This is a genomic window from Aerococcaceae bacterium zg-252, assembly GCA_016237705.1.
In the GTDB taxonomy this organism is placed as follows: Bacteria; Bacillota; Bacilli; order Lactobacillales; family Aerococcaceae; genus Globicatella; species Globicatella yangjingiae.
Map to the genome: position 1 here is coordinate 1,411,162 of CP066204.1, position 19,926 is coordinate 1,431,087.

Annotated in this window: 17 protein-coding genes and 1 other RNA gene; 3 read left to right on the forward strand and 15 right to left on the reverse strand. The window is 37.8% G+C overall.

Annotation, left to right across the window (positions count from 1 at the left end; all coding sequences use genetic code 11):
- The first annotated feature begins 150 nt into the window (after positions 1 to 150).
- The 3 genes from gpsB to JDW14_06575 all read left to right on the forward strand — a co-directional run bounded on the left by gpsB (position 151) and on the right by JDW14_06575 (position 2,385).
- Positions 151 to 504, forward strand: coding sequence for a cell division regulator GpsB (gene gpsB, locus JDW14_06565; protein ID QQD64992.1), 354 nt, complete (start codon positions 151 to 153; stop codon positions 502 to 504).
- Positions 505 to 515: 11 nt separating this feature from the next.
- An RNA gene (gene rnpB, locus JDW14_06570) (RNase P RNA component class B) lies at positions 516 to 891 on the forward strand.
- A gap of 363 nt (positions 892 to 1,254) precedes the next feature.
- A complete protein-coding gene (locus JDW14_06575; protein QQD64993.1) occupies positions 1,255 to 2,385 on the forward strand; it encodes a class I SAM-dependent RNA methyltransferase in 1,131 nt (376 codons plus the stop codon).
- A 213-nt stretch (positions 2,386 to 2,598) separates the two neighbouring features.
- Here JDW14_06575 and tnpA read toward each other — a convergent pair whose 3' ends face one another.
- The 15 genes from tnpA to JDW14_06650 form a co-directional block, all read right to left on the reverse strand.
- On the reverse strand, positions 2,599 to 3,063 hold the full coding sequence (gene tnpA, locus JDW14_06580; protein QQD64994.1) for an IS200/IS605 family transposase: 465 nt from the start codon (positions 3,061 to 3,063) through the stop codon (positions 2,599 to 2,601).
- A 341-nt stretch (positions 3,064 to 3,404) separates the two neighbouring features.
- Positions 3,405 to 4,175 (reverse strand): LamB/YcsF family protein, encoded by a 771-nt coding sequence (locus JDW14_06585; protein ID QQD64995.1) that lies wholly within the window; start codon positions 4,173 to 4,175, stop codon positions 3,405 to 3,407.
- 201 nt (positions 4,176 to 4,376) lie between these two features.
- Positions 4,377 to 5,717 carry an acetyl-CoA carboxylase biotin carboxylase subunit gene (gene accC, locus JDW14_06590; protein QQD64996.1) on the reverse strand — a complete coding sequence of 447 codons (1,341 nt, stop codon included), beginning with the start codon at positions 5,715 to 5,717 and terminating at the stop codon, positions 4,377 to 4,379.
- Between the two features lie 33 nt (positions 5,718 to 5,750).
- A complete protein-coding gene (accB, locus tag JDW14_06595; protein ID QQD64997.1) occupies positions 5,751 to 6,179 on the reverse strand; it encodes an acetyl-CoA carboxylase biotin carboxyl carrier protein in 429 nt (142 codons plus the stop codon).
- Positions 6,180 to 6,197: 18 nt separating this feature from the next.
- Positions 6,198 to 7,214, reverse strand: a complete 1,017-nt coding sequence (locus tag JDW14_06600) for a biotin-dependent carboxyltransferase family protein (GenBank protein QQD64998.1) — start codon at positions 7,212 to 7,214, stop codon at positions 6,198 to 6,200.
- 2 nt (positions 7,215 to 7,216) lie between these two features.
- Positions 7,217 to 7,945 carry a 5-oxoprolinase subunit PxpB gene (gene pxpB / locus JDW14_06605; GenBank protein QQD64999.1) on the reverse strand — a complete coding sequence of 243 codons (729 nt, stop codon included), beginning with the start codon at positions 7,943 to 7,945 and terminating at the stop codon, positions 7,217 to 7,219.
- 64 nt (positions 7,946 to 8,009) lie between these two features.
- Complete coding sequence (locus JDW14_06610; protein ID QQD65000.1) at positions 8,010 to 9,206, reverse strand: divalent metal cation transporter; 1,197 nt, start codon at positions 9,204 to 9,206, stop codon at positions 8,010 to 8,012.
- A 357-nt stretch (positions 9,207 to 9,563) separates the two neighbouring features.
- Positions 9,564 to 10,997 carry an Asp-tRNA(Asn)/Glu-tRNA(Gln) amidotransferase subunit GatB gene (gatB, locus tag JDW14_06615; protein QQD65001.1) on the reverse strand — a complete coding sequence of 478 codons (1,434 nt, stop codon included), beginning with the start codon at positions 10,995 to 10,997 and terminating at the stop codon, positions 9,564 to 9,566.
- A gap of 11 nt (positions 10,998 to 11,008) precedes the next feature.
- The gene (gene gatA, locus JDW14_06620; GenBank protein ID QQD65002.1) at positions 11,009 to 12,466 is read right to left on the reverse strand and encodes an Asp-tRNA(Asn)/Glu-tRNA(Gln) amidotransferase subunit GatA; all 1,458 of its coding nucleotides are present in this window, start codon (positions 12,464 to 12,466) and stop codon (positions 11,009 to 11,011) included.
- 1 nt (position 12,467) lies between these two features.
- Positions 12,468 to 12,764, reverse strand: a complete 297-nt coding sequence (gene gatC / locus JDW14_06625) for an Asp-tRNA(Asn)/Glu-tRNA(Gln) amidotransferase subunit GatC (GenBank protein ID QQD65003.1) — start codon at positions 12,762 to 12,764, stop codon at positions 12,468 to 12,470.
- Positions 12,765 to 12,791: 27 nt separating this feature from the next.
- A complete protein-coding gene (locus tag JDW14_06630) occupies positions 12,792 to 14,003 on the reverse strand; it encodes a CamS family sex pheromone protein (protein ID QQD65004.1) in 1,212 nt (403 codons plus the stop codon).
- Positions 14,004 to 14,043: 40 nt separating this feature from the next.
- Entirely contained in the window at positions 14,044 to 16,053 is a 2,010-nt protein-coding gene (gene ligA, locus JDW14_06635) for an NAD-dependent DNA ligase LigA (protein QQD65005.1), read from the reverse strand.
- 15 nt (positions 16,054 to 16,068) lie between these two features.
- On the reverse strand, positions 16,069 to 18,450 hold the full coding sequence (locus JDW14_06640; protein QQD65006.1) for a UvrD-helicase domain-containing protein: 2,382 nt from the start codon (positions 18,448 to 18,450) through the stop codon (positions 16,069 to 16,071).
- Between the two features lie 170 nt (positions 18,451 to 18,620).
- Positions 18,621 to 18,920 carry a DUF4298 domain-containing protein gene (locus JDW14_06645; GenBank protein ID QQD65007.1) on the reverse strand — a complete coding sequence of 100 codons (300 nt, stop codon included), beginning with the start codon at positions 18,918 to 18,920 and terminating at the stop codon, positions 18,621 to 18,623.
- 169 nt (positions 18,921 to 19,089) lie between these two features.
- The gene (locus tag JDW14_06650) at positions 19,090 to 19,836 is read right to left on the reverse strand and encodes a class I SAM-dependent methyltransferase (GenBank protein QQD65008.1); all 747 of its coding nucleotides are present in this window, start codon (positions 19,834 to 19,836) and stop codon (positions 19,090 to 19,092) included.
- Positions 19,837 to 19,926: the final 90 nt, after the last annotated feature.

Consider the following 19,926-nt stretch of genomic DNA (forward strand, 5'->3'; position numbering starts at 1 on the left):
TGAAACTCTACTAGATATTTCGATACTATCATGTCATAATATATGATATATGATTTTTTATTGAAGAAACGATTTATATCATTCTATTCTCATATAATGTATAGTATACTTTGATATATGGAAAACATTCGAAATTAATGAGGTGATAATGTGGCAGAAAAAAATTTAACCGCTAAAGATATTCTACAAAAAGAATTTACACGTGGTATGCGTGGCTACAGCACAGCTGAAGTTGATGAATACTTAGATATGATTATTCGTGATTACGATGCGTATCAAAAAGAAGTAGCCTATTTAAAAAATGAAAACGAACGTTTAGTAAGTAAAATTGATGAATTAACTAAGCAATTAGCACTAAACAAGAAAACGGCACCGACAACTCCAGGTAGTGGTGTCACAAACTTTGATATTTTAAAACGTCTTTCTAATTTAGAAAAACACGTATTTGGATCAAAGATTAATAATCATGATAATACGATTGATTATTCTAACTTAATGAAATAATCATCTTTGCAAGTTTCAGGTAATCGCGGCTAATGAATTTTAGTTGAGGAAAGTCCATGCTCGCACACGCTGAGATGCGTGTAGTGTTCGTGCTTAGCGAAACAATAAGCTAAGGCAATGTAAAAATTGACGGCAGTGGAAAATGCTAAAGTCTTCATCGACCATGTATGAGTACACTTGAAAGTGCCACAGTGACGAAGCATTATCGGAAACGGTAATGGTGGAACGCGGTAAACCCCTCGAGCGAGCAACCCAAACTTTGGTAGGGGCACTTTTTCTAATGCGGAAATGAACGTATGAAAGAGGCACAATATATGTGTAGATAGATGGTTACCCATTGATAAAGATACCTATGCTTTATCAATTGACAGAACATGGCTTATCGAAACTTGCATTAATAGGTTTTTTAGCAGGACATAGTCTTGCTTATTTTTTTATAAAAGTGTGAGTAAGGGCGTTTTGCCTCGAACCACTGGAAGAAGTCACTGACGTGCGAGCAGCGCACAAAAGGGACTTCTGAAGTGGACGTCGAGGCTGCCCGAACGAACCGGATTAGACATGGTGCGAGCGAGGCTGTTCTGGCTTGAATCACTGGAGCAAAAATGTGCAGGAGCGCATTAGCGCTACCAGCGTTTTTGTGAAGTGGACGTCAAGACAAGCCGAGCGAACCGGATTACAAAAGTGTGAGTGTAGGCATTCTGCCACGAATCACTCACTCCCCTACTCAAATTTAAACGAAAGGAACAATCAATGAAAACTTACTCACTTATCGCCACTGCAGCAGCAGGAATTGAAAGTTTAGTAAATCAAGAATTAAAACAGCATGGCTACCAAACACAAACCGAAAATGGTCGTGTACGCTTTTCAGGTACTGCACGTGATATTGCTTTTACTAATCTATGGCTGCGAACAGCCGACCGAATTAAACTATTGTTCGGCGAATTTAAAGCAATCAGTTTTGAACAATTATTTGACCAAACCTATGCGCTACCTTGGGAAGATATTTTGCCTTTAGACGCTGAATTTCCTGTCAGTGGTAAATCACAAAAATCAAAATTATACAGCGTTCCAAATTGCCAACGTATTGTAAAAAAAGCAATCGCTAAACGCTTAATGGACTACTATCACCGTCGTACCCCACTCCAAGAAACAGGAGCAAAATATCCAATAGAAGTAGCGATTAATAAGGACATTGTCATGCTAACTCTTGATACAAGTGGTTCTAGTCTCTTTAAACGTGGCTACCGTATCGATAAAGGTGGTGCACCATTAAAAGAAAACATGGCAGCTGCTCTCATTCAATTGACGACTTGGCACCCAGACCGTCCCTTATATGACCCAACCTGTGGTTCTGGTACGATTCTAATTGAAGCAGCATTAATCGGTCATAATATTGCACCTGGATTTAATCGTTCATTTGCTGCGGAAGAGTGGTCAATGCTAAATCCTGAAGTATGGCAAGAAGTGCGTGACGAAGCTGAATCACTCGCTAATTATGATATTGAACTCGATTTATTAGGAACAGATATTGATCATCGCATGATTGAAATTGCTAAACAAAATGCACTCGAAGCCGGTGTCGCTGACAGTATTACCTTTAAGCAAATGCAATTGAGTGATTATGTACCTGATAAAGAATACGGTATTTTGATTTCAAACCCGCCATACGGAGACCGTTTATTAGACGAAGAAAAAGTTCACGAACTCTACCGTCAAATGGGGGAAGTCTATCGCAAAATGCCAACATGGAGTAAATACATTTTAACTAGTGACGAAGCATTTGAAACCTATTATGGTGAAAAAGCTACTAAGAAACGCAAATTATATAATGGTGCGTTAAAGGTTGATTATTACCAATTTTGGTCAACAACCAAACAATAATTTCGATTTTATTAGTCTCAGTCCCCCTAACTTTAAGGGCCACTGAGACTTTTTATTTTTTTGCTAACAAAATCATAACCACCCGTCTAACGGGTGGTTTGAACAGGGGCTATAAGCCCAAAAAGCCAGCCAGCGCCTAAAGACGCTGGCTTTCACTTTGTTCAAGCCTTATTGCTCTTGACCCGTCACTCGCCTCTCAAAGAGGCGTTTGTATTACTTACCACTATCCCTAAAGGGATTTTCATATTCCTTCACACTCAATTTATCCAAGGCTATATCATGTTTCTCTTGCTCTTGAATATATTTCTTTATCGTGGCTTCATTTAATCCCACCGTACTCACATAATATCCTTCTGCCCAAAAATGTCGATTCCCAAATTTATATTTCAAATTTGCGTGTTTATCAAACATCATTAACCCACTCTTACCTTTTAAATATCCCATAAAACTCGATACGCTTATTCTTGGTGGAATACTGACCAACATATGTACATGGTCCGGCATCAGATGTCCTTCTATAATTTCGACTCCTTTGTAACTGCATAATCGTCGAAATATTTCTCCTAAACTACTGCGATATTGATTATAGATGATTTTTCGTCTATACTTTGGGGTAAACACAATGTGGTATTTACACATCCACTTTGTGTGCGATAAACTATGTGCCTTTTGTGCCATACATTTTCTCCTTTCACTTTACAGTTGGCTTGAACACCACTATTGTATCGCGTTTGGAGTTTTTTTTGGTATAACCGTCGTTGCGCACCCGCATAGCGGGTGGTTTATTTGTCACTCACCTTACGGTGCGTGACGGACTAAAGTCACAAAAAAAAAAAAGCTCTTGCGAGCCCTTTTCTGTGATAGATTGTTATATTTTTTAGGAGAGAGAGTTATTGTAATTGGGTGAATCATCGCTTTATCAATTTCTTTTAGGCGACAAATCTATTAGTTAATCTATCACTTTATGTCATCATTATATTCCCTAAACCTAAAATAAAACTAAAATGATGAACTAATTTTTATTCAATCACATCAATAAGTGGCACAATTTCGATTCCCTCATCTTGAAATGCTGTTCGAATCGCTTGTACAAAAGCTAATGCTTTTTCTCCGTCACCATGCACACAAATAGAATCTGCTTTAATCGCAATTTCCTTACCATTCACACTCGTCACTGTACCTGTTTTCACCATTTGAATGACACGAGTAATCGCTTCGTGCTCATCATGAATCATCGCTCCTGATAAATGACGTGCTACTAAAGTTCCGTCATCATTATACCCACGATCAGCAAACACTTCACTCGCAACCTTTAAACCACAGTCTTTAGCTGCACGAATCATTTCACTACCAGATAATCCTAAGAATATTAAATTCGAATCAAATTCAGCGACTGCCTGTGCAAGAGCCAATGCTAATTCGTAATTTGTCGCTGCCATATTATATAAAGCACCATGTGGCTTTACATGTTGGAGTGCTGCACCATTCGCCTTAGCAATCGCAGCCAATGCTCCTAACTGATATAGCATATAGGATTTAGCTTCCTTTGGTGTAATCATCATCTGACGGCGTCCAAATCCTTGTAAATCTGGTAAACCAGGGTGAGCCCCTAGCCCAACCGATGCATTGCTGAGTAATTGAATCGTATCACCCATTACTAGTGGATCTCCTGCATGGAAACCACAGGCAATATTCGCTGATGAGATGAGCGGTGCTAATTTGTCATCTTGCCCGATAGTATAAGCACCAAAACTCTCACCTAAGTCTGCGTTTAAATCTACTTTCCACATTTTACACTCCCCCTTTCTGCTTTATTCCGGCTCCAATGAGCTGAAATGACATCCACTTCAAAACGCTTATTGTCGCACTATGTTTATTCCGGCTCGCTTGGGCTGCCTCGACGTCCACTTCGCATAGCTCTTGAAGTGCTTATGCACTTCTGCGACCTCCGCTCCAGTGATTCGAGGAAAAGCGCCCTCGCTCGCACTATATTATGACATCATTCGTTCTATAAATCCGGTGTCTGCTCTGCCTTCAACGAAAAGTGGGTGGCGTAATAATTGATATTGAAAATCTAAATTCGTTTCGACACCGATAATCACCATTTCATCTAAAGCAGAACGCATTTTTAATATTGCTGCTTCTCGTGTCGGTGCGTGAACTAAAATTTTCGCAATCATCGAATCGTAGTCAGCTGGAATACGGTACCCTGCATACAACGCTGAGTCCACTCTGACTCCATTTCCAGCAGGAAAATGCAGATGCTTCACTAGCCCTGGATTTGGCATAAAGTTTTTTTCCGGAATTTCTGCATTAATGCGACATTCAATCGCATGTCCTTGCAGCTGAATCGATTCTTGTGTAAAACTCAATGTTTCACCATTCGCAACACGAATTTGCTCGATAATTAAGTCCAGTCCAGTCACTAATTCCGTTACACCATGCTCAACTTGAATACGAGTATTCATTTCCATAAAGTAAAATTCACCTGACGAATCTAAAATAAATTCAATTGTCCCAGCATTTGTATAACCAACAGTTTTGGCAGCTAAAATCGCTGCTTCATTCATCGCTTGGCGAGTTATTGCATTAATCGCAGGTGACGGTGATTCTTCAATTAATTTTTGATGATTTCGTTGCACCGAACAGTCACGTTCACCTAAAGCAGTCACATTACCATGTTCATCTGCCATAATTTGTATTTCCACATGCTTTGGATTTACAATATAACGTTCTAAATACATCGCATCATCACCAAAGGCATTGATTGATTCCCTTTGAGCAATATTAAATAATTGCTCAAATTCATTGGCATGATGTGCCACACGCATACCTTTTCCACCGCCACCGGCAGATGCTTTAATCATCACTGGATAACCAATTTGTTTGACTGCTTCTACGGCACTTTCGACATCATGTAAAGTTCCGTCTGTCCCCGGAACAATTGGGACACCTGCTAATTTCATAGTTTGACGCGCTCTCGACTTATCTCCCATGCGTTCCATCACTTCAGCAGTTGGGCCGATAAATTTGATACCATGTTCTTGGCATAGTCGTGCAAATTCCGGATTTTCCGATAGGAAACCAAATCCTGGGTGAATCGCATCAGCTCCAATATTGAGTGCTGCCGTCAAAATGCTTTCCTTGTTCAAATAGCTATTACGAACTGGCCCCTCACCGATACAAATACGTTGATCAGCCAACTTTACATGTAGACTATCTTGATCTTCCACTGAATAAATAGCCACACTACGAATGCCCATATTGCGACAGGCACGAATAATCCGAACTGCAATCTCGCCACGATTGGCAATTAAAACTTTTTTAATCATACACTATTCCTTTCTCAATACTTGAACAGTTGATTAGCGTTTTTTGATACGAAATAGTGGCTGTCCGTACTCAACCTTTTGCTCATTACTTACTAAAACAGCTTCAATTTCACCGTCATAAGGACTTTGCAATTCATTCATTAATTTCATTGCTTCTATAATGCAGACCGTCTCGCCCTTTTTCACCGTATCACCAGCACGTACATAGGCTGGAATATCTGGACCAGAAGCAGAATAAAAAGTTCCTACGATTGGCGAAGTAATATATAATTCTTCTTCCACCTCTTCTTCTGCTATCTCATCGCTTACTTTTGTCATAGCAACATTCGGTAGAACAGCAGCACTACCTACTTCTCCTTTACGACTCATCGCAATCTTCAAGTCTCCTTCTTCAATTGAAAATTCCAATAAAGACGAAGCCTCCACGACTTCGATTAATGCTTTAATTTTTTCTAAATCCATTTTTCGTTTACTCCTCGTCTAATCCTGTTTCTTATCAAATAAAGTTGCCACTCGTTTTGCCACAAGACGTACATCTAGTACTTCTTTACTTGGTTGATGTATTTTCTCACGCATTCGATTAAATTCTTTTTGTTCAGCTTGCAATAATTGTTGTGCCTGCTCAATCGTAATAGCAACAAAACGTACTTTATGATCCGTTTTACGCTGAACCAATTTAGGAATATCCACCGATGCGATTGTCGCCATTTTAGTATATCCTCCAGTTGTTTGGCGGTCTGCCAAGAGAACAATTGGCTTGCCATGAGCTGGTACTTGAATAGCACCAAATGCAATTCCCTCTGAAATAATATCGGCTGATTCTTTATGTGCAATATAAGGTCCTTCTAATCGAAATCCCATACGGTCAGCGTCACTGGTCACTGTATATTCTTCAGATAAAAAGGTTTGACGACCCTCTTTCGTAAAATATTGGTCTTGCGGCCCCATTACAACACGAATAACAGCCTCTTCTTGATTAAATTCATCAATGTCCAAAGTACGAGATAAGAAATAAGGCAAATAACGACGTTTAATACGGAAACCAATATAATCATCTTCTTTCAAACGACGTCCCTTAAAACCACCAATCGCACACTTAGTATTGGTAGAGCGACTTCCCATAACAACTGGAATACTCAAGTAGCTTGAAAAGGCAATGTAACCCCTTGTCCCAGTTCGTGCACCTTGAAATGATAGCACATCACCTTTATTCATGTATATCGCCGTATACATGGCTGCTGGCTCTCCATTTATCAATGGCTGAAAATCCCCACCAGTAATTGCAATAATCGTTTCAGCCGTAAATTCTAATGTCGGCCCAGTCAAAGTAAATTCTAACACTGCCTCATTTTCAGGATTATCAATTAATAAGTTCGCAATTTTAAATGAACGAACGTCCATTACACCGGAAACACCAAATCCTTGACTTTGATAGCCCACTCGGCCTAAATCTTGAACCGTCGTATACAAACCTGGTTTTAAAATACGAATTCCCATTTTTAAGCCTCCTCTTCAATAACTTGATATTCATAGGTACCATTCGCAACCATTTTTGCAATTGCCACAAATTCCTCCGGAGAAATTGGCACAAAACGAATATAATTGCCTGCCTCAAACAAAATCGGCTCTTTTCGAATTGGGTCATACGTTTTAACTGGAGTTTGTCCAATCAATTGCCAACCACCTGGTGAAGTCAATGGATAAATTCCTGTTTGCGAACCACCAATTCCAACACTACCTGCTGGAATCGCCATTCTTGGATTGGCTAAACGTGGTGTATGAATCCGTTCATCTAAGCCACCTAAATATGAAAATCCTGGTAAAAATCCTAACATATAAATTAAATAATCAGGCTCTGTATGCAAAGCAATGACTTCGTCTACACTCAAGTTTGCATTTTCAGCAACAAATGGTAAATCCGGCCCATATTCACCACCATAACAAACTGGTATTTGATAAATTCGCTTAATACGTTTTGCTTGTGATAGTTCCATTTTTAAAAGTGATTCCACTTTTTTGACAAGCTGCTGATACCGAATCACACGTGGATCGTAGTTGACTAAAACCGAACAGAATGCTGGAATTAAATCAACGACACCCTCAATTCGTTGTTCACGCATTAATTGCACAAAAGCACTAATACGATGATTCATTTCAGGAGTAATCGTTTGCTCCCAACTAATTAATATCGCCGCATCTCCTTGCGTTTGTATTGTTACATTTTCCATTATTTCACCTTTTCTATCGGTATTGTAGTAAGCATAAGAGAGTTTCCCCAACACTTACACTATATTAAAATAATTGAGCTAAATTTCCTAATGATTGAATGCCTATATAAGCAGTTAAGCAGACTACAATAATTCCAGCAATCAATAACCAAGTTGGGTGTTTATAATCATCACCCATAATGTCACTACGTTGTGAAGCCACTAAACAAATACCTAATGTTACCGGTAAAATTAAGCCATTTAATGACCCGGCAATCACCAATAATGTAGACGGACTACCTAACAATGCCATTACAACTGTTGAAATAGCAATAAAGCCAATAATCACCCATTTTTCATGCTTTGCAACTGGCTGAATTAACGTCTTTAAGAAAGATACTGAAGTGTAAGCTGCTCCAATAATAGACGTAAGAGCTGCCGATAATAAAACTAATCCAAAGAAACGATAACCCAATTCGCCAGCACCTTGACGAAATGCATCAGCAGCAGGATTCGCTGTATCTAATGTTACACCTTTGACTACCACACCTAAAATCGCTAAAAATAAGAAAATACGAACAATTGATGCAATTCCAATTCCCATTATAGAACTTTGTGTAATTTGAGCTAAATTTTCTTTCTTCGTAATACCAGCATCAATTAAACGGTGTGCTCCAGCAAACGTAATATATCCCCCAACTGTTCCACCTAGTAAAGTTAAGATAGCTGGAAATAAACTTGACGCTGGTACACTTGGTAAAATCGTTTCTTTTAATGCCAAACCAACTGGTGGCTTAACAATTAAAATCACAATAAAAATAACAGCAATCATAAGACCACCTAATATTTTCGTTAAATTATCCATTGCTTTCATCGCATTTTTTAATAAAAACAGAACAATTGCTAACCCACCTGCTAAAAAGTATCCAATTGATGTTGGAATACCAAGCAATGCATTAAATCCTAGTGCCGCTCCACCAACATTTCCGATATTAAAAACAAGACCACCTAACACTACTAAAGCTGCAACAAAATAACCTAAACCTGAAAATAAACGATTTCCAATATCTTGCCCACGCATACCACTCACACATAGCACACGCCAAACGTTTAGTTGAACAATCATTGCTAATAATATGGTAGATAAAATAACAAATCCAAAACTTCCTTGTAAATCACTTGTAAACTTTGCACTCTGAGTTAAAAAACCCGGTCCAATTGCTGAGGTTGCCATAATAAAGGCAGCTCCTATTAAAGTACTTGTATTCTTCCTTTTATTCATAATAATTCCCCCTCGTTCTATTGATTAGTACGATTATAAGGGTATGAATTTTTATAGTCAATTTTAATGTTACTTGGTATGTAATAAAATATAACATGGATTGTGTGGGGAAAATAGCTTTCAACTAATTAGCTCGGTACTGTTCTTTAAATAGATATTACGCATTCCTGAACCTAGTTCATCATTCAAACCAATTTCTCTAAACACATTTGAAATCATTGACTTTTAGAAAAACATCTAAATATTTCCTACACAAAATTTATTGTGTATATAAAACCACAAACCGAATTGAAATGACTTTCATCTTGTCATTCCAATTCGGTTATAATTTAATTCATATCTTTTTTTCTACTACTATTACTTCAACTTCTCCAACGTCGCCATTAATAATTGGTTAACAACTTGTGGATTAGCTTGCCCTTTAGTCGCTTTCATAATTTGACCGACAAAGAAACCTACTGCTCGGTCTTTACCATTACGGTAATCTTCCAATGACGCTTCATTTTTACTAATAATCTCGTCGATAATTGGTTGTAATTTCGCAGGATCGCTTAATTGAACCATACCACGTGCTTCAACGATTTCTTTCGCATCGCCACCTTCAGTCGCTAAAATCTTGAAGAGTTGTTTAGCAATTTTAGATGAAATCGTGCCGTCTTCAATTAATTGAATCATTTGAGCTAAGTTTTGTGGTGTTAAAGCAATTTCTTCTAATGTTTTCTTCTCGCTATTTAAGTAAGCCGACACATCACCCATTAACCAGTTTGATGCCAATTTAGCATCTGCACCAGCTTCAACCGTTGCATCAAAGAAATCAGACATTGTTTTAGACAAGGTTAACACCATTGCATCATAATCAGGCAATCCATATTCCCCAGTATAACGTGCACGACGCACATCTGGCATTTCTGGAATTGATGCTTTAACTGAATCAATCCACTCCTCACTAATGTGTACAGGTGGTAGATCTGGTTCTGGGAAGTAACGATAATCAGCTGCCCCTTCTTTCGTACGCATTAAAATCGTTTTACCAGTTGATTCATCATAACGGCGTGTTTCTTGTTGAATTTTATCACCAGCTAATAAAATTTGTGCTTGACGTTTTTCTTCAAATTCTAATCCTTTACGCACAAAGTTGAATGAGTTTAAGTTTTTCAATTCTGTTTTCGTACCAAATTCAACTTGACCAAATGGGCGAATCGAAATATTACCGTCACAGCGTAATGAACCTTCTTCCATTTTCACATCTGATACTTCGGTATACATAATTTTTTCACGTAATGCTTCTAAAAACGCATAGGCTTCTTGTGGTGAACGAATATCTGCTTCGGTAACAATCTCAATTAATGGTGTTCCTTGACGGTTAAAGTCCACATAAGAGTATCCGTCTGTACCATGCGTATTTTTACCCGCATCTTCTTCTAAATGCACACGTTCAATGCGAATGCGACGTTTATGTCCGTCTACTTCAATATCAATGTATCCATTGCGTCCAATCGGTAAATCCGCTTGAGAAATTTGGTAAGCAGTCGGATTATCTGGATAGAAATAGTTTTTACGGTCAAAACGCATTTGACGAGTAATTTCGCAATTTAATGCCAATGACGCACGCATACCAAACTCGATAGCTCGCTTATTCATTACCGGTAAAGCTCCAGGATAACCCCAGTCCTTTTCATTGGTATTTGTATTTGGCTCGGCACCAAAATGAGCTGGTGACGTACTAAAAATTTTTGAGTCAGTTTTTAATTCCACATGGACTTCTAAACCAATTACTGTTTCAAAATTCATCTTCCAACCTCCTATAATACTGGTGCTTTAGCAGCGAAATCATGGCTGCGTTCAAAATCATATGCTACTTGATACAAGGTCGCTTCATCTAATGGTTTCGCCATTAATTGTAACCCAATCGGTAAGCCAGCTTGATCAAATCCTGCAGGAATTGAAATACCAGGTAATCCTGCAATATTTGCCGTAACTGTCAATAAGTCTTCCACATACATTGCGATTGGATCTTTAACACGACCACCAATTTCAAAGGCTGTACTCGTTGTTGTAGGTCCCATAATCACATCATATTCTGCAAAAACTCGGTCTAGCTCTTGTTTAATCATTGTTCTTACTTGAGCTGCTTGTTTAAAGAATTTGTCAAATTGACCTGAACTTAAACTATAAGTTCCTAACATAATACGACGTTTTACTTCTTCACCAAAACCTTCGCTACGTGATTGCACATATACTTGCTCTAATGTTTTAGCAGATTCAGAACGATAACCGTAACGAACTCCGTCAAAACGTTGCAAGTTAGATGACGCTTCTGCAGATGAAATGATGTAATACACATTAATACCGTATTTCAATAATGGTAACGATACTTCTTCTACAATCGCACCTTGACTTTGGAAGTATGCAGCAGCTTGTTCCATTGCTTCACGAATTTCGGGTGCAATTACTTCTGCTTTATATTCCTTAGGAAAAGCAATTTTCATACCTTCAAGTGATTGTCCAATTTTAGCACCATAATTCATCGGTAAATCTGATAAACTCGTTGAGTCATGCACATCATGTCCTGCAATCACATCTAATAATAAAACATTATCTTCAACAGTTAATGTCATTGGCCCGATTTGGTCTAATGATGAACCAAATGCAATTAATCCGTAACGTGATACTGTTCCGTAAGTTGGTTTTAAACCAACAATCCCATTAAATGCTGCTGGTTGACGAATACTACCACCAGTATCTGTCCCTAAACTTGCTGGTACTTGACGGCTGGCAACAACCGCTCCTGAACCACCAGATGAACCACCTGGTACACGGTCTAAATTCCACGGGTTACGTGTAATTTTATATGCTGAACGCTCCGTTGATGCTCCCATCGCAAACTCATCTAAGTTCACTTTTCCGATAATGATTGCACCGGCTGCTTTTAATTTTTCAACTACTGTCGCATCATAAGTTGGCACAAAATCTTCCAACATTTTACTGGCTGCCGTTGTCGTTAAGCCTTTCGTTACGATATTATCTTTGACAGCAATCGGCACACCATTTAATACTGGCGCATCATCACCATATCCACGTTCATCAGCCAATCTCGCTGCTTCTAAGGCTGCTTCTTTATTCAATGCTAAAAAACTTTCAACTTTTGCATCAATTTCATCGATTTGGCGATAAGTATGCTCGACTAATTCAACTGCTGTAAAATCGCCTTGTTTTAATCCTTTTTTGATTTCAGTAATCGTTTGTGGAAAAACCGTCATATTATGCCTCCTCACTTTCAATAATTGCTGGTACTTTAATAAATCCGTCTTGTGTCGTTTTAGCATTAGCTAAGAAGTCTTCACGCTGCGTACCACGAATCACTTTATCTTCACGAAATATATTAATTAAATCATTACCATGATATGTAGGCTCAACACCTGTTGTGTCTACTTCTTGTAAATGTTCAACTAATTCAATAATACTACCAAATTCACTTGCAAAGGCATCTAAATTCGCTTCATCAAACGTTAATTTTGCTAAGTTGGCTACACGTAGAATTTCATCACGTTCTGTCATTGGTTAACCCCCATTATTCATTCTTAGTTATTGTTCATAAATATGTGCTTTAAATTGTGTATCATTTGCCGTTTTAGAAATCAATGCTTCTGCTCCATGTGCAGATACAATACTAATTTCAATCGGTACTCCCTCTGGAAGTTGACTATTCGCCACATCTGTAACATGCTGAGCTAAAGCCGTAATCTCAGTCTGTTGATAAAACTGCGTTACAATTTTAATATTCAATGATGCTAATGCATTATCAATATAAAGAGCATCCCCAGTAATTCCATTTAAATGCGGGAAGAAATTATTTACTTGGCTCATAAAATTATTAAAATAATTATACTGCTCATTATAATCAGAACGATTTACCATTGGTAAAGCGACACGATATTCATTTTGTTCAGTCCAATCAGAAATATAATTTCCTTCACGTGAAATACCATGCATTACATAGGTTCCACCGACAATATCATTAGCCCCAGACTGTCTAAATAATCCGACTACAATCGGAATCGAACGCAAAGCTTCCGTATTACGCAAACGACCCACGATGATGTTCGCATACGAACGTGCTCGTTCACGCATTTCACCTAATGAAATTTCTTGCTCATAATGAACCCCTTCACTGTCCGTATACTCATAGACACTATTCATTGCTAAACCAATAACAATTCCAGCCAATGCATAACCGTCTTCCGTCTCAACCATTAAGTTTTTTTCCATTACTTGCGTTAAATAAATTGGGGTTGAAGATGAATCAACAATCACCTGTGAATTGTCTTGTGTTGTTTCACTATTTTCTGTTTCATCATTTTCATCTGTTGTTTGGTTTTGCGTTTCTCTTTCATTGCGTGCTAATGACGGATTCAATCCTTCTGGATTATTTTCTGATTCACGTGCTAACCAACTCGTCATCGTTTCTTCATTAATAATCTGACCTTCACGCAAGAAATATTGTTCCGTAGGGAAAATCCCTTTACTAATACGCATTAATCCCTCTTCAAAAGCTAACACATTTCCTGCTGAACTAAGATTAGTATTACTGCTAGCAACAATTCCCATTTCATAACGTCCATCAGTAATGACGGCACGATAAAAATCACTCGACAGCTGATTTTCTGTTGATTGCACGGCTACTTGGTCTGCTGAACTAGAAGATTCACTCACTTCTTCATCCAAATTACTCAAGCAGCCCGACAATAGAGCTACGAGCGAACAATATGTCGTCACTTTTAGCCATTTTTTATTCATTGATTCACATCCTTTATTACTAACATCGTCGCTTTAATACTTATTGCAGTTTTAACTCCTGCAATAACATAGCTTCGTCCATGATGTCGATGCCTAATTCCTCTGCTTTAGTTAATTTACTACCGGCAGCTTCTCCTGCCACTACTATATCCGTTTTTTTCGAAACACTACCCGTCACTTTCGCACCTTGCTGCTCAAGGATTGCTTTCAAATCATTACGACTAAATTGTTCAAATGTTCCGGTAATCACAACCGTTTTATTTAACCAAAAACTATCTGCTAAATCGGCTGCTTCTATTGTAACACCTTGATACGATAATTGCACTCCTAGCTGAGAAAATCTTTCAATTAACGCTCTTGAAGTTGGCTGACTAAAATAGCGTATCACCGATTGACTAATAATCGCACCTAAGCCCTCTATCGCACTCAGTTCTTCCTGTGTCGCCTCCATGATTCGAGTAATATCACCAAAGGTTTCAGCCATTAATCTAGCTGCTTTTGCGCCAACATGACGTATACCTAAACCAAATAAAAGTCGCTCTACCGATTGATTTTTACTATCTTCAATGGCTGCAAGCATTTTTTGAGCAGACTTCTCCTTAACCTTATCTAATGTAAGAAAATCTTCTTGCATTAAAGCATATAAATCAGCTGGTGTCTGTACTAATTCTTTTTGCACTAACTGTTCAATAATACGTTTGCCTAATCCTACAATATTCATCGCATCACGTGATACAAAATGCGACAATTGTGCTACTTGTTGTGCTGGGCATAATGGATTTACACAACGCAATGCCACTTCCCCGTCAGCCTGTTCCAATAGCGTTTGACATTCAGGGCAATGGGTAGGAATCGCTAATGGCTGACTATCACTCGGTCGCTCTGCTAATACCACTTCAATGACTTCCGGAATAATATCGCCTGCTTTATGTAAATGAACCGTGTCCCCAATACGTACATCTAAATTTTCAATGAAATCAATATTATGCAAGGTTGCTCGTTGAACAGTAGTCCCTGCTAAAAAGACTGGATTCATCACTGCTGTCGGTGTGACAACACCAGTACGACCTACTGTCCACTCAACTTGTTGCACAACTGTCTTAGCAATCTCCGCCGGAAATTTATAAGCAATCGCCCAACGTGGTGCTTTGACCGTAAAACCTAAAGCTGCCTGCTGCTGAAAATCATTGACTTTAATGACAACACCGTCAATATCATAAGGCAAATCATGACGAGCCTGTCCTACTTCATGGATAAATGCCATAACTTCTTCTTTAGTATCACAGAGTCGTCGAAAAGCATTCGTTCGCAGTCCCATTTCTTGTAATTGGTCAAATAAATCGGCTTGAGAATTGGGATTAAATGACTCATTTACCACTGCGCCATATAAAAAGATATTCAATTGACGCTCTTTAGCTGCTTGTGGATTAATTTGTCTAAGTGCACCGGCTGCTGCATTGCGTGGATTGGCTAAAGGTACTTCTCCTTGTTCATCACGCTTAGCATTTAAGGAAGCAAATACTTCTTTAGGCATATACGCTTCGCCACGTACTTCCACAGTGGCAGCTTGACGTAAAGTCAATGGAATTGACGGAATAGTACGCAAATTTGTCGTAATATCTTCTCCAATAGTACCGTCACCACGAGTTGCACCTCGAACAAAACGTCCATTTTCATAAGTCAATGCGACAGCGAGACCGTCAATTTTACATTCACACATAAATTGCACAGGTCCAGTTGCCGCTTTAGTCACACGGTCAATAAAACTTTCAATATCCGTCTCGTTAAATGCATTCCCTAAACTATACATCGCTTGCGCATGACTTACTTTTTTAAATCCGTCCAACAATTGATCACCTATTCGTTGAGTTGGCGATTCTGGCGTAATCCATTCTGGATGTTGCTTTTCAATTTGTTCAACTTGATGATACAAGGCATCATATTGGGCATCAGTCGCAATCGGTGCGTCAAGTACATAGTAATGATACGCATAATCATTTAATTGTTGAATTAATTGTTGTAAATCCGTTTGAGTATAATGATTTGTCATCGGTTCACCTCACCATTATAGTTTTGTAATCGGCGCATAAGCTGCAATTAATTGTTTTATTCCTTGATTTGGAAAGGCAATGCTCAAAGTAGTATCCAATTTGTTTTCAGTTACTTGTACAATCGTGCCGACACCCCATTTTGGATGTTCTACTTTATCACCGGCTGTCCAAGCTTGATTGCCATTTGAAGTCGCACCTATTTTCGTCACAGGTGTCGGTCGCTTGCCACTGAGTGCCACCTTATTCGCTGCTAATTGTGCTGCCTTTTGTGCTGTCGGCTGCGGTTTCGGTGTTATGCCTAATCCTCGTTGCATCATTGCTTGTTGTGATGCAAAATAAGGATCACTGTCTACTCCTATTTTTTCTAATAAAGTCGCATCAATTTCATTAATAAAACGGCTCGGTAAATTATGTTGATACCGTCCATATAGTAAACGTGAACGTGAACCAGATAAAAACAATTGTTTTTCTGCTCGGGTCATTCCTACATAAGCCAAGCGACGTTCTTCTTCGAGTTCATCATCATCTTCCATTGCACGTGATAATGGGAATAAACCGTCTTCCATACCTACCATAAATACAACTGGAAACTCTAATCCTTTAGCAGCATGGAGCGTCATTAAAGTAACCAAATCTTCCATTGTTTCATCTTCGACCGTATCACTCACCAGTGAAATATCCGTTAAAAATCGTGTTAATTGCGTCACCGACTCTGTATCATTTTCATCTACTGCCAAAATAAATTCAGCTTGTGCCTCATCATTTTCTACTTGAACCGTTGGTTGCATAAAATCTGGGTCGACTTCTTCTGCACCTAAACCGTCTGATTCATCAAATTGTTTCGTAACTGAAGCAAATTCTTCTAAGTTTTCAATACGGTTCAATGATTCAATATCTCCAGCCTTTTGTAATGCCTCGATATAACCGGTTTGCTCCCACACTTGTTCTACTAATTCGCTCATATTCAAAAATTCAACCTGTTGTTGCAACTGACGAATCAATTTCGCAAAGACAGCTAATTTCATTTGAGCCGACTTACTTATCGTTGACTGATTCAAATAGTCAATCGCTTTAAACCAACTAATATTTAATTCACTAGCAAAACTCGCCAATTTATCAATCGTTGCTTGCCCAATCCCACGTTTTGGTACATTAATAATTCGATTAAAACTAAGATTATCATCAAAGTTATCAATTAAACGTAAGTATGCCAATGTATCTTGAATCTCCTTGCGTGAGTAGAATTTCAAGCCCCCAACAATTTTATAGGGGATATTCGCATGCAAAAACTGATCCTCTAAGTTACGAGACTGGGCTTGTGTCCGATATAGTACAGCAAAATCACGATTTTTATACGCAAATTCTTTCTTAATTTCGTGAATATTTTTAATTACAAATTGTGCCTCTTCACGATCTGTTTCAGCTTGATAATACTTCACTTTCTCGCCTGACTCTTTATCCGACCACAACGCTTTGTCTTTGCGTTTAACATTATTAGCAATCACACTATTCGCTGCTTTTAAAATCGTTTGCGTTGAACGATAATTTTGTTCCAGTAATATTACTTTCGCATCTGGATAATCCTGTTCAAAATTCAAAATATTTTCCATATTTGCACCACGCCAACCGTAAATACTTTGGTCTGCGTCCCCTACCACACAAACATTACGTAATAAACCTGATAATAGTTGAACTAAGTGATATTGACTGTGGTTTGTATCTTGATACTCATCGACATGAATATATTGAAATTTTTGCTGATAAAATTGACGAATCATTTCATTTGTTTGTAACAAACGTACCGTCAATAAAATTAAATCATTAAAATCCATTGCATTGGCAGCTTTTAAACGTGATTGATACTTTTGATACACATCTGCATGAATATTATCGATATAATTTCCAGCTTCATTCGCAAATTCTTCCGGCATCTTCCCCTCGTTTTTAGCCGTATCAATGACCGACAATAGCTGCTTATAATTGAAACGCTCACTATCTAAGTTAAGGTCTTTTAATACTTGTTTCATTAGGGTTTGTTGTTCACCAGTATCAATAATCGTAAAGTTACGGTCATAACCGATATGTTCAGCTTCACGACGCAAAATACGTGCACACATCGCATGGAATGTCGCCACCCATATTTGACCCGCCTGTTCTCCTACGAGCTGTTGCACACGCTCACGCATTTCACTCGCTGCTTTATTGGTAAAGGTAATCGCTAAAATATTCCATGGATTCACCCCTACTTCTTCAATTAAATACGCAATACGGTGCGTCAAAACACGTGTCTTCCCACTACCTGCCCCGGCTGCGATTAACACTGGCCCATTAGTCGTCAGCACAGCTTCTCGTTGTTTATCATTTAACTGTTCAATATTTTTTAATAATGTTGACACTTTTTCGCCCTCCAATACTCATCTTTTGGATACGTGTCAAAAATTCACACATCGTGTTCAATTATAACAAAAAAAACAGCTTAAATCACGAGAATAATCGTTCTTCCAAACGAATTATCCACGCTAAGCCGTTTGACTTTTGTTGAAAGATATTAGTACTTTATTAGTGCTTATTCATGCTTTAAAGTTTGAGTCGCCACTTCAAGCATGCGAATCGAATTTTGGTAACTGGTAATCATTAAATTATAGACAGCATCTTCAGATAAGACATCATGAGCAATCCCTTTATATTCATCAGTTTGGTTTGATATTTCAACATCACGATGATACTCTTCACTATAATAATACTCACGCAATGCTAACATTTGTGTTTCATTATCAGCAATTTTTTCCAATAAATCTTCTAATTGGTCATATAATACTTGCGATTCATTTAATATTTTTTCAAAACGGATAACGTCTGCTTTCATAATTACACCACTCTCTTTATTTGTGAATATTATACTATAAAAATTACATACATGTCCTATACTTACTATTTTGTTTTCGCCTAATTTTATATATTTTTAGGCGATTTAGTTACATTATATATACAATATGATTCAACAATTTTCAAATATACATATGCTACGTACATGATTATCGTTTTGAAACTTTTACAAGTAAAAAATCAGGCTTGTGATACAAATCAACATAATTAGGATACTTTTGAAGAAGTACTTCATCAGGAAATGGTTCTATAATTTTTTCAAGACTAAATCCTTCTTCTATCAAATTATTGATTACAGTTGAAAATGTCCGGTGGTATTTCTTTATTCCTTTAATAAACCACTCTGAATTTCTTACCCCTTCGATGCCATAATTAGCTAAATTTGCATATTGCTTATTTCCATTTTCATTCATTGTCCAACGTTTGAATTCATAACTTTCATATGTGGTATTAATCGGATGTTCTTGAGAAAAAACAAATAATCCTCCTGGACGCAACCTATGATAAATTTTTCTCACTAATTCTCGATAATCTTCAACATAATGAAATGCCAAGGAACTAACTACTACATCAAATTTCATATTTAATTCATCAATATTTTCCATAGGTATATTCATGTACCCAATGGCAGAATCACTATTTTCACTATTAGCTACTTCAATCATTTTTGAAGATATATCAATACCGATAACTTTTAAGGCCCCTTTCTCAATAAAAGCTTTACAATGTCCACCATATCCACAACCAAGGTCCAATATTTCTTTACCCGATAAATCACCTAATAGTGAGAATAATGCTGGAATCTCAAACAAAATATTAGCATTATCACTCCGATTTCTAACTTCTGAATAACCTTCAAAAAAAACTTCGTTATCAAATATATTTTGTTTGGACATATTATTTCCCCCATACTAACTAGTTGCTATATAAACCATTTAAGTGTATTTAATTTTTCTGCAATTCCCTATCAAAATTTAAACTTTTTT

Bases quoted from the DNA above. Each gene is read 5' to 3' on its own strand.
- JDW14_06575 (QQD64993.1), top strand. From the start codon at position 1,255: ATGAAAACTTACTCACTTATCGCCACTGCAGCAGCAGGAATTGAAAGT.
- tnpA (QQD64994.1), bottom strand. From the start codon at position 3,063: ATGGCACAAAAGGCACATAGTTTATCGCACACAAAGTGGATGTGTAAA.
- JDW14_06585 (QQD64995.1), bottom strand. From the start codon at position 4,175: ATGTGGAAAGTAGATTTAAACGCAGACTTAGGTGAGAGTTTTGGTGCT.
- accC (QQD64996.1), bottom strand. From the start codon at position 5,717: ATGATTAAAAAAGTTTTAATTGCCAATCGTGGCGAGATTGCAGTTCGG.
- accB (QQD64997.1), bottom strand. From the start codon at position 6,179: ATGGATTTAGAAAAAATTAAAGCATTAATCGAAGTCGTGGAGGCTTCG.
- JDW14_06600 (QQD64998.1), bottom strand. From the start codon at position 7,214: ATGGGAATTCGTATTTTAAAACCAGGTTTGTATACGACGGTTCAAGAT.
- pxpB (QQD64999.1), bottom strand. From the start codon at position 7,945: ATGGAAAATGTAACAATACAAACGCAAGGAGATGCGGCGATATTAATT.
- JDW14_06610 (QQD65000.1), bottom strand. From the start codon at position 9,206: ATGAATAAAAGGAAGAATACAAGTACTTTAATAGGAGCTGCCTTTATT.
- gatB (QQD65001.1), bottom strand. From the start codon at position 10,997: ATGAATTTTGAAACAGTAATTGGTTTAGAAGTCCATGTGGAATTAAAA.
- gatA (QQD65002.1), bottom strand. From the start codon at position 12,466: ATGACGGTTTTTCCACAAACGATTACTGAAATCAAAAAAGGATTAAAA.
- gatC (QQD65003.1), bottom strand. From the start codon at position 12,764: ATGACAGAACGTGATGAAATTCTACGTGTAGCCAACTTAGCAAAATTA.
- JDW14_06630 (QQD65004.1), bottom strand. From the start codon at position 14,003: ATGAATAAAAAATGGCTAAAAGTGACGACATATTGTTCGCTCGTAGCT.
- ligA (QQD65005.1), bottom strand. From the start codon at position 16,053: ATGACAAATCATTATACTCAAACGGATTTACAACAATTAATTCAACAA.
- JDW14_06645 (QQD65007.1), bottom strand. From the start codon at position 18,920: ATGAAAGCAGACGTTATCCGTTTTGAAAAAATATTAAATGAATCGCAA.
- JDW14_06650 (QQD65008.1), bottom strand. From the start codon at position 19,836: ATGTCCAAACAAAATATATTTGATAACGAAGTTTTTTTTGAAGGTTAT.